The following is a 14,148-nucleotide window of genomic DNA, read 5'->3' as shown; positions in this document are numbered from 1 at the left end:
AGAATACTGGCGGCGGATAATGCGGGGAAAACGCCAGGCCGGGCGGCCTGGCGACAAGGCAGATTAATAGGCGGCGGTGAACTGCGCGCGAATAAACTGGGGTTTTTCAATCTCATCGACGATAGCGACCGCCAGATCTTCCACTGAAATGCTGGCCGGCGCCTCGCCGTTCATCAGCAGTTGGGTGGTGCCGAGACGGAACTGGCCGGTGCGTTTGCCCGGCTCCAGCAGCGCCGCCGGCGAGAGATAGGTCCAGTCGAGCGCCGATTCATTGCGCAGCTTGTTGCGCAGCTCGCGTACCGCCTGCGCACCGGGGCGGATATTTTCCGGGAACTGCGGCGTATCCACCAGTTCAACGCCCGGCGCCACTTCCAGGCTGCCGGCACCGCCGACCACCAGCAGGCGCTTGACGCCGGCCTGTTCGACCGCGGTAAGGATCTGCTGAGCGCCGCGGGCGGTCTTCTCATACAGGTTGTCTTCGCCCCAGCCGGGGTTGTAGGCGCTGATCACCGCATCCTGGCCGCGCAATTGTCCCGCCAGCCAGGCGGTATCGGCGACGTCGCCCAGCGCGACGGTCAGGTTGGCGTGTTGCGGCAAATCTTTTTTCTGGCGGGCGATCGCCGTCACCTGAATGCCGCGCGCCAGCGCTTCATCCACTACGCGGCGGCCAACAAAACCGGTTGCTCCAATAATGGCTACTTTCATCTGCATGCTCCTTCGGGGATGGGTTCAATATCGTGAGGCAGGCCGCTGTGCCTGCTGCGTGGGTTCTACTCTAGTCCTTAACAATAGCCGCGATTAGTGCCATATTCATGCTTTCTTGATTAAGTAAAACTTCATAATCGTGGATAAACTCAATCGAATGGCGGTGTTCGCCACCGTGGTGGCGGAGGGATCGCTGGCCGGCGCGGCGCGGCGGCTGGGCATGACGCCGTCGGCGGTCAGCCAGCACATGCGCTCGCTGGAAAAGGCGCTCGGGGTGCCGCTGTTGCACCGTTCCACCCGCCGTCTGGCGCTGACCGAGGCGGGGGCAGCGTTTTATCCCGGCTGCGAGGCCATGCTGCAACAGGCGCAGCTGGCGGAACAGCGGTTGGCGGAGCTGCGGGATACGCTGGTGGGCGAGCTGCGCATCGCCACCCCGGTCGGGATCGGCGGCCGTTCGTTGGCGGAGGCGTTGTCGCCGCTGTTGCAGGCGCATCCCAAGCTGACGCTGCGGGTGCTGGCGGACGATCGCATCGTCGATATGATAGAGCAACGGGTTGACATTGCGCTGCGGGCCAACCGGCAGCTGGCGGACGCCAATATGATTGCGCACCCGCTGACGGCGTGGCCGATGGTGCTGTGCGCCGCGCCGCGTTACCTCAGCCAGCATGGGGTGCCGGAAAAACCGCAGGATTTGGTGCAGCACCGCTGGATCTCCAGCGGTTACAGCGGGGCCCATCTGGACTTGCTGCACCAGTCCGGTCAGCAGGTTAAACTGCGGCTGGCGGAAGGGCAGATCGTCAGCGAGAGCATGAACGTGATGCGGGCCTTTACCCGCGCCGGGCTGGGCATTTCCATTCAGCCTCTGTATGAAATTGGTGACGAGCTGCAGCGCGGCGAGCTGTTGCTGCTGTTGCCGGAGTGGCGGCCGGCGCCGCTGCGGCTGCACGCGCTGACGCTCGAGCGTAACGTGCCGGAGAAAAGCCGCCAGGCGCTGCGCTATTTGCGCGACTATTTTCGCCGCCGTGGCGAAAAGGGACTTGCCAGCGGCGGCGATGGCGTCTTCAATTAGCAAGAGAATGCAGGAGGCCCCGTGGCGCAGCAGCTTGAATTTTTCGACATCCCCAGCCCGTGTCGCGGCATTTGCCAGGCCGACGATCGTGGATTCTGCCGTGGCTGCCTGCGCAGCCGCGAGGAGCGCTTCGGCTGGATGAACATGAGCGACGCGCAAAAACGCGAGGTACTGCGCCTGTGCCGCCAACGCTTCCTGCGCCTGCAGCGCGCCAATAAGGCCCCCGACGAGCCGCTGCCGGAACAGCCGTCGCTGTTTTAACCTTTCCTGATCTGCCGCACGTTCGTGCGGCTTAGCGCTTCCCTGTGCCTCGCTGGCTTGTGTATGCTGGCTGACAACTAATGTCATGAGGTTTTCGCAATGGTAGAACGTATTCGTCTCGCGCCGCAGGGGCCTGAATTTTCCCGCATGATTTGCGGTTACTGGCGGTTGATGGAGTGGGGCATGTCGCCGCAGCAGCTGCTGACGTTCATCGAACAGCATGTCGAACTGGGCGTTACTACCGCCGATCACGCGGATATCTACGGCGGCTATGCCTGCGAACAGGCGTTTGGCGACGCGCTGCGCCTGAAGCCGGCGCTGCGCCAGTCGCTGGAGCTGGTGACCAAGTGCGGCATCGCCACCACCGCCAAGCCCGGCAACCCGATCGGCCACTACATTACCGACCGCGATCATATCGTGCAGAGCGCGGAACAATCGCTGCGCCATCTGCATACCGACTACCTCGATCTGCTGCTGATCCACCGGCCGGATCCGTTGATGGACGCCGACGACGTGGCCGAAGCCTTCGTTGCGCTGCACAAAAGCGGCAAGGTGCGCCATTTCGGCGTCTCCAACTTTACGCCCGCGCAGTTCCAGCTATTGCAGTCGCGCCTGCCGTTCACGCTGGCGACCAACCAGGTGGAGATCTCGCCGATTCACCAACCGGCCATTCTCGACGGCACGCTCGACCAGTGCCAGCAACTGCGCATCAAGCCGATGGCCTGGTCCTGCCTGGGGGGCGGGCGCCTGTTCAACGACGCCGAGTTCCAGCCGCTGCGCGACGAGCTGCAGCGGGTGGCGCAGGAGATCGGTGCCGAGAGCATCGAGCAGGTGGTGTACGCCTGGGTGATGCGCCTGCCGTCGTCGCCGCTGCCGATTATCGGCTCCGGCAAGATTGAGCGGGTGCGTTCGGCGCTGAAGGCGCAGAAACTGGTGTTGAACCGCCAGCAATGGTTCCGCATTCGCAAGGCGGCGCTGGGGTATGACGTGCCTTAAGGCGGAGCAGAGAGAGGAAAGCCGGGCGGCGACAGCGCCCGGCTTTTTTTACGCCGATCTTTAGGCCAACACCACCTGATCGGTGTTGAAGTGATCGAGCGAGACGCCGATCAGCGTGACCTGGCTGTGGCCGAAGGCCAGCACCAGATCGTCGTTTTGCTGCGTGGCGTAGTCGCGGATGTTTCCGCTGGCACCCTCGGTGCCGATAAACACCAGCTTATCGGTGGCGTTGAAGCCATACAGCTGGTCGCGGCCAAAATCGCCGCTGAACAGGAAGGTATTGCCGTTGCCGACGCTCTTCAGGATGTCATCGCCGCTGCCGCCGACGAAGGTCAGGTTACCGCCGGCGTGGCCGATCAGCGTGTCGTTGCCGGCGTTGCCGAACAGCCAGGCGTCGTGGCTGCGAGCCAGCAGGACGTCATCGCCGTCGCCGCCGGTGGTGGCGGCGGCATAGGCTTTGAGGCCTGCATCCGATTTCAATCCGGCGGCGGTCACCTGATGATCCACCTCTTTGTTGAAAATCAACCAGGAGGTTTCTTTGCTGCGCAGGGTAGCGATGTCGTCCGCCAGCGTAATGCCGCCTTTGGCGTCGCGCAGGTAAAGCGTGTTGCCGTCGTAGGCGACCTCGGTGTTTTTCAGCGCCTGTTGGGTATCGAAGATATTGTGGCCTTTGCCGCCGACGATCAGGTTATAGCCGCCGGCATCGCGGAAAATATCGTCGCCGTCGCGGCCCTCGAGGTAGTCGTTGCCTTTGCCGCCCTTGATCAAATCATTGCCGTCGCTGCCGATGATAAACGTTGGCCCGCTGTGCGTTTCCGCGTTGCGGTTCAGATCTTCCACCCAGGTATTGCCGCGCGTCACGTTCGACAGGTTGGAGACGATGATGGTCGAGTCCTTGTCGGTCAGCGAATAAAACTCGGAGTTCAGCACCCGCATCAAACCGTCCTGATAGAAGAACGGCAGGTGCGACAGCCAGGTCGGCACGTTGAGAATGGAAAACGGCAGCAGGTTCCAGGCGCCTGATGCGTAGTGATCGTTGAAGTTGACGATATTGTTGGTGGCGGAGGCATGGGGCGCATCGTGTACGCCTAACGACGCCGCGGTCAGCGTGGTGCCGTCGAGCACACGGAATACCGGGTCGTTCTCATAGCCGATGTTGATCACTTTGCCGCCGGCTTCATATTGGGTCGGTGAGGCAAAGGCGACATAGTTGGACTGCGCGTAGAAGCTGCCCCAGTTGGCGTCGCTCTGCGCCGCCATGCTGTTGACCGCCAGCCCGCCGAGGCTGTGGCCGCTGACCACCACGTCTTCGCCGCTCAGCCCGTGCGCCTGCGCGAACTTCGCCACGTCGCCCAGCAGCTGGCCAAAGGCGTTCAGCGTGTAACCGTCGGCGTAGCCTTTCGGCCCGATGCCCGCCAGCAGATCGTTAATCGCATCGCCGATGGTATCGCCGATCAACGACTCGCGCGGGCCGCTGGTGCCGCGAAATGAGATGCCAATGGCGGTGAGATTGCCTTCGCTGTCATATTTGCCCAGAACCTCGGCCTGGGCGGTGGTGTAACCGGCGGTCTCGCCGTAGTAGGTGCCGCGTGCATCGGTTTTGCCGGCGTAACCGAGCTGCGCGGCGCTGATGACCGACCAACCGGCATTGTTCAGCGCGTCTTGCGCCGCCTGTTCGGAGTCGGGGTTCCAGGGAATGCCGGGCAGGCCGCCCTGTGATTGGGTGCTGCCGATCAGCGCGGTGAGCAGCGTCAGCGGCAGGCCCAGTCCGAAGCCGGTCTGGTGGTAGCCTTCGTCGAAGCCGTTATCAATATTGTGGTAAGCGTAGGTAGAGATGGCCAAGGCGTCGGAAAACAGCGCTTTTGATGCGTTTTCGTCCAGATCCTTATAGCTAAAGATGCCCATATCAGTTCCTTATGAAGTACGCCGCCTGGCCGGGGAGTGAACTCTCGTGCGTCGGCGGTGGAAACAGGGAAACAACGTTAGCCGAACGACAGCTGGTCAGAGGACCAACATCGGTAGAAATAGTATTAGCCCTAAATATTAGGTGTGCGAATCAAACTGATGAGATTGTGCGTTGGTTAACAGTGCCTGCGCCGGTTCTCCTATACTGAAAGCTCAGCAGAGACATTAAGGAGACTGATTGATGAAACGTTATTGGTATGCGGCGCTTGGCCTGATGGCGTGCGGTGCGGCTCAGGCGGCGACCGACGTTGAGATGCATCTGGTGACCGGGCAAGGGATCGGCCAGGACATCGGCAAGGTGGTCATCAGCGAAACGCCGTACGGCTTGCTGTTTACGCCGAGCCTGAAAGCGTTACCGGCCGGGATACACGGCTTCCACGTGCATGAAAAAGGCAGCTGCGAGCCGGGCATGAAGGATGGCAAGGCGGTGGCGGCACTGGCGGCCGGCGGGCACCTTGACCCGCAGAAGACCGGAAAGCACCTCGGGCCATATGCCGACGGGCATCTGGGCGACTTGCCGGCCATCTATGTGACCGCCGACGGCATGGCGACCTATCCGGTACTGGCGCCACGGCTGAAGAAAATCAGCGAAATCGAGGGCAAGGCGCTGATGGTGCACGCCGGCGGCGATAACCACTCGGATCATCCACTGCCGCTCGGCGGTGGCGGCGAGCGCTTCGCCTGCGGCGTGATCCCGTGATCACCCGCCGCTGACGGCCGGCGCGGCGGCGGGCTGGCCAATCGCCTGTTGCAGCTGTTGCAGCGAGCAATAGAGCCGCCAAATCAGGCCGGCCAGATCGCGCGCCGCCTGTTCGGGGTGGTGCGCCAGCGCAGTGCTCATGCGCAGCAGCTCCAGCAATGTGGCGTCCAGCGAGCTGTGCTGTACGCCTTTCTCCGTCATGATGCCGCGCAGGCAGTGAATACAGACGTCGCGCACCGCCGACAGCGGATCGGAACGGGTCTGCCAGTCGCGCAATTGCCAGACGACATGGCTGCAGTTAAGCAGCACCACGCCCCAGCGCAGCAGCCAGCTGCGCGCTTCCTGATCCTGACTTTGATTGAGCTGGCTGATGCGATGGTAGATCAGCGATTCGAACTGGCTTTCGCTCTGCTGCGGCCGTTTACTCAACTGATCGATAAAATCGCGCCGCAGCGCGCGGATGATGCGGCGGCTTTTGCGTTTGTCCGAGCTGGGGCGCAGGATCTGAAACGCCAGCCCGGCCAGCAGCACGCCGACGACTTTAGCGAGGTTGTCATTGATAAAGGACTGATAGTCATAGCTCGGCGGGTTGCTGACGGAGAGGAACGAGCCCATAAAGACGATCAGTTGCCCCCAGAGCGCGGCATAAGGCGGGTTCTGCAGCTTGAGCATCTGCATGGTCACCAGGATCGGGAACAGGAAGGCGCAGAACACCCAGAAGTCATCGATCTGGATCATCAAACCGAATTTCACCACGAAGCAGGTGACCGAGAGCAACAGTATCGCCTTGAGCAAGGTGCTGACGCTGTTGATCGGCGAAGGCGTGGAGGAGTAGAGCACGCAGCTGATGGCGGTGAGCGTCAGCGCCGCGCTGCCGGCGTCCCACTGCGTGTTAATCCAATAGGCGCAGCCGATCACGATGCACAAAAAGGTGCGCAGACCGTTGTAGGCGGCCTCGTAGCTGTCGGTATGGCGCGCCAGCGAGGTGACGCGCGGCGGTTGGAGATCGCTGACCGCCGTGGCGCTTTCCAGTCGCAGCAGCCAGCGGTTGCAGCTCAGGTAAAGCCAGCAGAAATGGCGCAGGCGCAGCCAGAAGGCACGGTGGCGGTAATCCGCGGGATCTTGCGGGGCGATCTGCTGGAGCAGACGTGCCAAGCGGTATTTATCGGTGGCGGGATCGCGCAGCTCGTCCAGCAGTTGCGTCAGCACCGGCATCAGATTGGCGGGGCGATCCGGCCAGTTCAGCAGCATGCGGCGCAGGCTGGAGATGACGCTGGTAATACGCAATTGTTGGTGCAGCAGGTAGTTGAGCAGATTATTTTGCCGCCGCAGCCGGTAGTGGCTCCAGAATGCCTGAATGCGCAGCAGGTTCATGGTCAGGATCTGGCCGATGACCCCCTCATGCGAAGTGCGCATCTGCGCGGTGCTTTCCGGCTGCCACAGCATGGCGGCGTGCTCCAGCAGGCGCAGCTGCATGCGTCGCAACGAGGTCAGCAGCGCTTCGCCGTCGGAGGTGCTGGGCAGGATCATCATCATCAACCCGCCGCACAGAATGCCGGTGATCACTTCGCAGACCCGCGCCTGCGCGATATCGAAGATCTGCTGGGTATCGGTGACGTTGACCGTACCGAAGGCGATGATGGCAGCGGTATAACCCGCCAGTGCGAATGCGTAAGAGACGTTGTTTTGGTAGTGGTTGGAGATAGAGGTGCACAGCCCGATCCAGGCGGCGATGAACAGCGTGAACAGCCAGGGATCGTTCAGGCAGTGGCCGGCGATCGCCACCGACGCGGCGGCACCCATCAGGCTGCCGAAGATGCGGCCGATGCTTTTGCTGATCACGCCGCCGATGGTGGGGAAGCTGACCACCGCGGCGGAGGTGAGCGCCCAGGTGGGCTCGTCGAGTTCGAGCACGAACGCCATCCAAAGCGCGAGACACATCGCCAGCGAGTTGCGCAGCGCATAGCGCCATTGGCCGCCGCTCGCCTTACCCCACGGGGTGCGGCGCCACTCCAGAAAAGGCAGGTTCACACTTTAGTTCCACTGATGAATAGAAATGGTGCAGGTGGTGCCGGCCACCAGCGTCAAATCGGCGGGGAGGTTGAGCAATTTTATCCGCACCGGCACGCGCTGCGCCAACCGTACCCAGGGAACATTGGGCTTAACGTCCATTAATAGATCGTTGCTGCTGTCAACGCTCTGATCGTAAATGGCGCGGCCGATACTCTCCACTTCGCCCTGTAGCGGCGTGTTGCCGTTATATAAAACGATGTCCGCTTTATTGCCTTCTTTTATATGCTTCAGCTTGGTTTCCTCGAAATAACCGAGCACATAAAACGAGTGCACATCCACCAACGCCACCAGGGGCGTACCGGCATTGGCGTAGTTTCCGACCCGCGCCTGCAGGTTGGTGATATAACCGTCAGTTGGCGCATAGATTTTGGTTTTGCTCAAATTCCATTTGGCCTGTTCCAGGTTGGCCAGGGCGGCTTTATAGGCGGCCTTCATTGCCTGAGCGGCTAAATTGGACGCGTCCAAATCTTCAGCGGAAATAACGCTACGCGGCAAACCGCGGCGGCGGGCGGCCTCGTGGTCCGCCTTGGCCAGATCGGATTGCGCTTTTGCCACCGCGGCCTCGGCATTGTCCAGCGCGATCTGATAAGGCACCGGGTCGAGGGTAAAAATCAGACTTCCCGCAGGTACGAACTGATTGTCATTCGCGCTTATTTTCTCTAATCTTCCAGAAACTTCAGGGGTGATATTGACAAGTTCTGCGCGCACTTTTCCGTCACGGGTCCACGGCGATTGCATATAATAATTCCAGAGCCACCAACCGGCGCAGACGGCAATGGCGCAGACGATCACCGTAGAAAAGTATTTTAATGTTTTATGCTGCATGGGTTACCAACTCGCTAAAATCCATAAGGAACCGCTGACGGTCAGAACGAAAATGGACAGGTCCATCAACATGGGATGCCAGATTTCGCCGGAATACATCCAGTCTCTCAGCAGCTGATGAATCAGCAGCCATAAGACCAGTCCTAGCAAAAAAGCTTTAAATACAGGTGGAAAATAAAGCGATGCCCCCAGGACCAAATCGGGTAAGGGCGATGAGGTGTGTAACCATGATGTATTCACATTAACAATCCCTAAGGGTGAATATGTTGAATATTTGCATAACGATTAAACAATAGCGGCTAAAAATAGTGGCTATTTCCACAATATACATTATATACATTTGTGTTTTTAATGTGAGTTACCCAAAATAGTCTAAACTCTGGGAGGTAATGTTAGCATGCTAATTATAAGGAGGGGGAAGTGGATTCAACATTAGGTTCAGATTTAGCACGATTAGTTCGTGTTTGGCGCGCGCTCATCGATCATCGGCTCAAGCCGTTGGAGCTGACCCAAACACACTGGGTTACCTTGCACAATATCAATCGCTTGCCGCCGGAACAGTCGCAAATCCAGTTGGCCAAGGCGATCGGTATCGAGCAGCCGTCACTGGTTCGTACGCTGGACCAACTGGAGGAAAAAGGGCTGATTACGCGTCACACCTGTGCCAACGATCGCCGCGCGAAGCGCATCAAGCTGACCGATGCGGCCGATCCGATCATCAGGGAAGTGGACAGTGTGATCACGTCAACGCGCAGTGAGATTTTAAGCGGCATTACCGTCGACGAAGTGCATCTGTTGGTAGGGCTGATTGGCAAGTTAGAACAAAACATCACCGAACTGCAGAACAAATAATAATATTCTTATTTTTCTACGATTACAGTTTCACAGCATCAGAAATAAAACCGGAGGCGTTTGCCTCCGGTTTGCCGTTTGCCGCCGGCTGACTTACAGCGGAGAAACGGTGATGGTATCGCCCATGCGCGCCATGCGTACGCGCTGGCCCGGGCTGAACTTGGTGTCGCCCGCTTTCTGTACCACCACGATGTTCTCTTTCTGGTCGGTTTTGATTTCCAGCTCGTAGCCTGAGGTACGGCCGGCCACTTCACCGATGCTGTTGCCCGCCGCGCCGCCGGCGATAGCGCCCGCTGCGGTGGCCAGCGTACGGCCGGTGCCGCCGCCGACGGTGTTACCCAGCAGCCCGCCAATCACCGCGCCGCCGATCATCCCCATAGTGTTGGAGCCTTCGCCGCCCTGAATTTTAACCGGACGAACGGAAACCAGCGTCCCGTAGGTGACGGTTTGCACCTGTTTGGCCTGCGAGGACGAGTAAACATCGCCGGACATGGATTCATTGGCGCACCCTGCCAGCGTAACGGCGGCGACGGCGACGACGAGAAGACGCTTGATCATATAAAACTCCTGATGGTAGTAGTCCGTAACCTGGTAATGCTCACCAGGCAAGATTCGGTAAACGATAGACAAAGTATGGCTGAAAGCCGGGCATATCACCATGCTCCATCACTGCAGGCAGCTTAACTTTTCTCTGTTCAACCAATAATAAACCGCGGTTTACCTTTATGACAGCGTCGGCGACATTCCGTTGCCGGTTAAGGCACGGTTTAACACATAACCCGTGCCGCAGCGGCGCAATGAGGCGGCATCTGGCTCACGGCCTGTAAAAAAAGCATCATAATTCATGGCGTTAATCCGGCAATTCTGGTTTATTTATCAGAATGAAATTTGTTTACCGCGCGGGTTAGAGGATGTTGCTATGAAGTCAGGCCGCTATATAGGCGTCATGTCCGGCACCAGTCTGGACGGAATCGATGTGGTATTGGCCGCGATCGACGATCGCATGGTGGCGCAACAGGCCAGCTATAGCCATCCGATGCCGATGGCGCTGAAAAAAGAGATCCTGGGCATGTGCCAGGGGCAGCAGACCACGCTGGCCGCCGTCGGCCGGCTGGACGCGCAGCTGGGCACGCTGTTCGGCGAGGCGGTGCTCGGCCTGCTGAAGCAAACCGGCATTGACGCGGAACACATTACCGCCATCGGCTGCCATGGCCAGACGGTGTGGCATGAACCGGAAGGCGACGCGCGTTTCTCGATGCAGCTGGGCGACAACAACCGCATCGCCGCGCTGACCAATATCACCACCGTCGGCGATTTTCGCCGGCGCGACATGGCCTACGGCGGGCAGGGCGCACCGCTGGTGCCGGCGTTTCATCAGGCGCTGCTGGGGCACCCGGTCGAGCGTCGCATGGTGCTGAACATCGGCGGCATCGCCAACCTCTCCCTGCTGTTGCCCGGCACGCCGGTGCGCGGTTTCGACACCGGGCCGGGCAATATGCTGATGGACGCCTGGGTGTGGCGTCACCGCGCGCAGCCTTTCGACCGGGACGGCGGTTGGGCGATGCAGGGGCGGGTCTGTTTGCCGCTGTTGCAGCAGATGCTGGCGGATCCTTACTTCACGCTGCCGGCGCCGAAAAGTACCGGCCGCGAGTATTTCAACATCTCCTGGCTGGAGCGTCAGCTGGGCGGGCTGCCGGCGATCGCGCCGGTCGACGTGCAGGCCACGTTGACGGAGCTGACCGCCGTCAGCATCAGCGAACAGGTGTTGCTGGCCGGCGGCTGCGAACGCCTGCTGGTGTGCGGCGGCGGGGCGCGCAACTCGCTGCTGATGGCGCGCCTGTCGGCGCTGTTGCCGGGCACGGAGGTCGGGCTGACCGACGATTGCGGCGTCAGCGGTGACGATATGGAGGCGCTGGCCTTTGCCTGGCTGGCGTTTCGCACGCTGTCCGGCCAGGCCGGCAACCTGCCTTCGGTGACCGGCGCCAGCCGCGAAACGGTGCTGGGTGGGATTTATCCGGTTTTGCCGTTGGGGGGCCGTTAGCTCTGTTAGGATAGCCCGTGAAGGATTTTTCTAAGGAGCAACAGCATGAAAAAAGTCATTTTCGTCGCCGGCGCGCTGGCGCTGTCCGGCTGCAGCTACATCCTGCCGCAAAGCAGCCAGACGATGCACTATCAGTGCGGCACCACGCCGCTGACGGTGGCGCTCGACGGCAAGGCGAGCGAGGTCAGCCTGCTGATGGATGGCGAGCAGCTGCATCTCAAGCAGGTGCTGGCGTTGACCGGCGCCAAATACAGCGACGGCAAATACACTTTCTGGTCGAAAGACCGCAATGCCTATCTTGAACGTAACGGCAAGGTAGTGATGAGCGACTGCGTGCTGACGGAGTGAAGGTCAATGGCGGCGTCGGAGCGATTGAGTTCCTGACGCCGCAGGCGCAGAATGTAACGACGGATTTTTTCAGTTGGTCGATAACCCAGATGATTGAAAAGAATGAGTTTGATGTTGCGGACCTGCGCCGTGAATACACCCGAGGCGGCCTGCGCCGCAACGATCTGACCGCCAACCCGCTCGAGCTGTTCGAGCGCTGGTTGAAACAGGCCTGCGACGCGCGCCTGGCCGATCCGACCGCCATGTGCGTCGCGACCGTCGACGAACACGGTCAGCCCTATCAGCGCATCGTGCTGCTGAAGCATTTCGATGAGCAGGGGCTGGTGTTCTACACCAACCTCGGCAGCCGCAAGGCGCAACAGCTGGCGCACAACCCGCATATCAGCCTGCTGTTCCCCTGGCACATGCTCGATCGCCAGGTGATCTTCCTCGGTCAGGTGGAGCGCCTGTCGACCTTCGAAGTGCTGAAGTATTTCAACAGCCGGCCGAAGGACAGCCAAATCGGCGCCTGGGTGTCGCAGCAGTCGTCGCGCATTTCCGCGCGCGGCGTGCTGGAAAGCAAATTCCTTGAGCTGAAGCAGAAGTTTCAGCAGGGCGAAGTGCCATTGCCGAGTTTCTGGGGCGGATTCCGCGTGAAATTCGACTCCGTCGAGTTTTGGCAGGGGGGCGCCCACCGCCTGCATGACCGTTTCCTGTACCAGCGGGACGGGAATGACTGGAAAATTGACCGACTGGCACCCTGAAGACGGAAAATCCCCTCTAAGCGCTGGTGCTGACGTCGCCGGCGCTTTATTCTATGCGCTACCCTGAATTTTTATTTCGCCACTGGGCGAAAGGCCGTGTACCGGCAAAGGTGCATTCGTTTATACATGGAGTCATTGATGGCAAGCAGCAACTTGATTAAACAACTGCAAGAGCGGGGCCTCGTTGCCCAGGTTACGGATGAGGAAGCGTTAGCGGAGCGACTGGCGCAAGGGCCAATTGCACTGTATTGCGGTTTCGATCCGACCGCCGACAGCTTGCATTTGGGCCATCTGGTTCCTCTGTTGTGCCTGAAGCGCTTCCAGCTGGCCGGCCACAAGCCGGTGGCGCTGGTGGGCGGCGCCACCGGCCTGATCGGCGATCCGAGCTTCAAAGCGGCGGAGCGCAAGCTGAACACCACCGATACGGTGAACGAGTGGGTCGAGAAGATCCGCAAACAGGTTTCCCCGTTCCTCGATTTCGACTGCGGCAGCAACAGCGCTATCGCGGCCAACAACTACGACTGGTTCGGCGGCATGAACGTGCTGACCTTCCTGCGTGACATCGGCAAGCACTTCTCCGTCAACCAGATGATCAACAAGGAAGCGGTCAAGCAGCGCCTGAATCGCGACGATTCCGGCATCTCCTTCACCGAGTTTTCCTACAACCTGCTGCAGGGTTTCGATTTTTCCGAGCTGTACAATCGCCATCAGGTGGAGCTGCAGATCGGCGGCTCCGATCAGTGGGGCAACATCACCTCGGGTATCGATCTGACGCGTCGTCAACATCAGAAGCAGGTGTTCGGCCTGACCGTGCCGTTGATCACCAAGGCCGACGGCACCAAGTTCGGTAAAACCGAAGGCGGCGCGGTCTGGCTGGCGCCGGAAAAAACCAGCCCGTACAAGTTCTACCAGTTCTGGATCAACACCGCCGACGCCGACGTCTACCGTTTCCTGAAGTTCTTCACCTTCATGAGCCTGGAAGACATCAACGCGCTGGAAGAAGAAGACAAGAACAGCGGCAAGGCTCCGCGCGCCCAGTATGTGCTGGCGGAAGAAGTGACCCGCATGGTGCACGGCGAAGAGGGCCTGGCGGCCGCTCAGCGCATCACCCAGAGTCTGTTCTCCGGCGCGCTGCACGACATGACCGAAGCGGATTTCGCCCAACTGGCGCAGGACGGCATGCCGACCATCAAACTGGATGGCGACGCCGATCTGCAGCAGGCGCTGGTCAATGCCGAACTGGTGCCGTCACGCGGCCAGGCACGCACGATGATCGGCTCCAACGCGGTGACCATCAACGGCGAGAAACAGTCCGATGCCGAATACCGTTTCAGCGACGCCGACCGTCTGTTCGGCCGTTTCACGCTGCTGCGCCGCGGCAAGAAGCACTATTGCCTGGTGGATTGGCAGTAAGCGAATAATGACGGTAAGGGGCCCTGGCGGCTGTCTCTTGATCAGATCTCTTGCTCGAGAGACTTGGCCAGCAGATAACCCTCAAGGATGGTTTGCAGTTTGAACCATCCTTCCCATAATCTCTCCCATCCCACTCGACCCGTGCGTTTACTGTCGT

15 protein-coding genes are annotated in these 14,148 nt (G+C 60.1%); 9 read left to right on the top strand and 6 right to left on the bottom strand.

Features of this window, described 5'->3' with window-relative positions; translation table 11 throughout:
* Positions 1 to 63: 63 nt before the first annotated feature.
* The gene (locus M6G53_RS22340) at positions 64 to 705 is read right to left on the bottom strand and encodes an NAD(P)-dependent oxidoreductase (protein ID WP_253334572.1); all 642 of its coding nucleotides are present in this window, start codon (positions 703 to 705) and stop codon (positions 64 to 66) included.
* A gap of 139 nt (positions 706 to 844) precedes the next feature.
* On the opposite strand from M6G53_RS22340, the gene M6G53_RS22335 reads away from it, so the two are divergent.
* From M6G53_RS22335 to M6G53_RS22325, 3 genes are all read left to right on the top strand, one after another.
* Positions 845 to 1,774, top strand: coding sequence for a LysR substrate-binding domain-containing protein (locus M6G53_RS22335; protein ID WP_253334571.1), 930 nt, complete (start codon positions 845 to 847; stop codon positions 1,772 to 1,774).
* Between the two features lie 21 nt (positions 1,775 to 1,795).
* Positions 1,796 to 2,035: a DUF1289 domain-containing protein gene (locus tag M6G53_RS22330; RefSeq protein ID WP_015377731.1), complete on the top strand. Its 240-nt coding sequence runs from the start codon at positions 1,796 to 1,798 to the stop codon at positions 2,033 to 2,035.
* A gap of 99 nt (positions 2,036 to 2,134) precedes the next feature.
* Complete coding sequence (locus tag M6G53_RS22325; protein ID WP_253334568.1) at positions 2,135 to 3,031, top strand: aldo/keto reductase; 897 nt, start codon at positions 2,135 to 2,137, stop codon at positions 3,029 to 3,031.
* A gap of 60 nt (positions 3,032 to 3,091) precedes the next feature.
* Here the strand turns inward: M6G53_RS22325 and M6G53_RS22320 are convergent, their stop codons facing one another.
* The gene (locus M6G53_RS22320) at positions 3,092 to 4,936 is read right to left on the bottom strand and encodes a polyurethane esterase (protein WP_253334563.1); all 1,845 of its coding nucleotides are present in this window, start codon (positions 4,934 to 4,936) and stop codon (positions 3,092 to 3,094) included.
* Positions 4,937 to 5,177: 241 nt separating this feature from the next.
* On the opposite strand from M6G53_RS22320, the gene sodC reads away from it, so the two are divergent.
* The gene (gene sodC / locus M6G53_RS22315; protein WP_253334562.1) at positions 5,178 to 5,696 is read left to right on the top strand and encodes a superoxide dismutase [Cu-Zn] SodC; all 519 of its coding nucleotides are present in this window, start codon (positions 5,178 to 5,180) and stop codon (positions 5,694 to 5,696) included.
* Here sodC and M6G53_RS22310 read toward each other — a convergent pair whose 3' ends face one another.
* Genes M6G53_RS22310 through M6G53_RS22300 form a run of 3 tightly spaced genes read right to left on the bottom strand, consistent with a single transcriptional unit; the run spans position 5,697 to position 8,834 of the window.
* Positions 5,697 to 7,727, bottom strand: coding sequence for an FUSC family protein (locus M6G53_RS22310; protein ID WP_253334561.1), 2,031 nt, complete (start codon positions 7,725 to 7,727; stop codon positions 5,697 to 5,699).
* A 3-nt stretch (positions 7,728 to 7,730) separates the two neighbouring features.
* Complete coding sequence (locus M6G53_RS22305) at positions 7,731 to 8,594, bottom strand: efflux RND transporter periplasmic adaptor subunit (protein WP_253334560.1); 864 nt, start codon at positions 8,592 to 8,594, stop codon at positions 7,731 to 7,733.
* 3 nt (positions 8,595 to 8,597) lie between these two features.
* Positions 8,598 to 8,834: a DUF1656 domain-containing protein gene (locus tag M6G53_RS22300; RefSeq protein WP_253334558.1), complete on the bottom strand. Its 237-nt coding sequence runs from the start codon at positions 8,832 to 8,834 to the stop codon at positions 8,598 to 8,600.
* Positions 8,835 to 9,014: 180 nt separating this feature from the next.
* Here M6G53_RS22300 and slyA point away from each other — a divergent pair, with 180 nt between their 5' ends.
* Positions 9,015 to 9,446 (top strand): transcriptional regulator SlyA, encoded by a 432-nt coding sequence (slyA, locus tag M6G53_RS22295; RefSeq protein WP_253334556.1) that lies wholly within the window; start codon positions 9,015 to 9,017, stop codon positions 9,444 to 9,446.
* Between the two features lie 93 nt (positions 9,447 to 9,539).
* Here the strand turns inward: slyA and M6G53_RS22290 are convergent, their stop codons facing one another.
* Positions 9,540 to 10,004 carry an outer membrane lipoprotein gene (locus tag M6G53_RS22290; RefSeq protein ID WP_073532829.1) on the bottom strand — a complete coding sequence of 155 codons (465 nt, stop codon included), beginning with the start codon at positions 10,002 to 10,004 and terminating at the stop codon, positions 9,540 to 9,542.
* Between the two features lie 361 nt (positions 10,005 to 10,365).
* Here M6G53_RS22290 and anmK point away from each other — a divergent pair, with 361 nt between their 5' ends.
* From anmK to tyrS, 4 genes are all read left to right on the top strand, one after another.
* The gene (gene anmK / locus M6G53_RS22285; protein WP_253334554.1) at positions 10,366 to 11,487 is read left to right on the top strand and encodes an anhydro-N-acetylmuramic acid kinase; all 1,122 of its coding nucleotides are present in this window, start codon (positions 10,366 to 10,368) and stop codon (positions 11,485 to 11,487) included.
* 45 nt (positions 11,488 to 11,532) lie between these two features.
* Entirely contained in the window at positions 11,533 to 11,835 is a 303-nt protein-coding gene (locus tag M6G53_RS22280) for an MliC family protein (RefSeq protein WP_004931294.1), read from the top strand.
* Between the two features lie 89 nt (positions 11,836 to 11,924).
* A complete protein-coding gene (gene pdxH / locus M6G53_RS22275) occupies positions 11,925 to 12,578 on the top strand; it encodes a pyridoxamine 5'-phosphate oxidase (protein ID WP_123894811.1) in 654 nt (217 codons plus the stop codon).
* Between the two features lie 138 nt (positions 12,579 to 12,716).
* Positions 12,717 to 13,991 carry a tyrosine--tRNA ligase gene (gene tyrS, locus M6G53_RS22270; RefSeq protein ID WP_253334551.1) on the top strand — a complete coding sequence of 425 codons (1,275 nt, stop codon included), beginning with the start codon at positions 12,717 to 12,719 and terminating at the stop codon, positions 13,989 to 13,991.
* Positions 13,992 to 14,148: the final 157 nt, after the last annotated feature.

This window comes from Serratia nevei, from assembly GCF_024160145.1.
GTDB lineage: Bacteria > Pseudomonadota > Gammaproteobacteria > Enterobacterales > Enterobacteriaceae > Serratia > Serratia nevei_A.
Note: the sequence above shows the minus strand (reverse complement) of the source record. Positions and strands in the feature narration are given on the sequence as shown.

Coding starts and splice junctions, on each gene's coding strand:
- M6G53_RS22290 (WP_073532829.1), bottom strand. CDS start 10,004: ATGATCAAGCGTCTTCTCGTCGTCGCCGTCGCCGCCGTTACGCTGGCA.
- pdxH (WP_123894811.1), top strand. CDS start 11,925: ATGATTGAAAAGAATGAGTTTGATGTTGCGGACCTGCGCCGTGAATAC.
- tyrS (WP_253334551.1), top strand. CDS start 12,717: ATGGCAAGCAGCAACTTGATTAAACAACTGCAAGAGCGGGGCCTCGTT.
- M6G53_RS22325 (WP_253334568.1), top strand. CDS start 2,135: ATGGTAGAACGTATTCGTCTCGCGCCGCAGGGGCCTGAATTTTCCCGC.
- anmK (WP_253334554.1), top strand. CDS start 10,366: ATGAAGTCAGGCCGCTATATAGGCGTCATGTCCGGCACCAGTCTGGAC.
- M6G53_RS22280 (WP_004931294.1), top strand. CDS start 11,533: ATGAAAAAAGTCATTTTCGTCGCCGGCGCGCTGGCGCTGTCCGGCTGC.
- M6G53_RS22305 (WP_253334560.1), bottom strand. CDS start 8,594: ATGCAGCATAAAACATTAAAATACTTTTCTACGGTGATCGTCTGCGCC.
- sodC (WP_253334562.1), top strand. CDS start 5,178: ATGAAACGTTATTGGTATGCGGCGCTTGGCCTGATGGCGTGCGGTGCG.
- M6G53_RS22340 (WP_253334572.1), bottom strand. CDS start 705: ATGAAAGTAGCCATTATTGGAGCAACCGGTTTTGTTGGCCGCCGCGTA.
- M6G53_RS22320 (WP_253334563.1), bottom strand. CDS start 4,936: ATGGGCATCTTTAGCTATAAGGATCTGGACGAAAACGCATCAAAAGCG.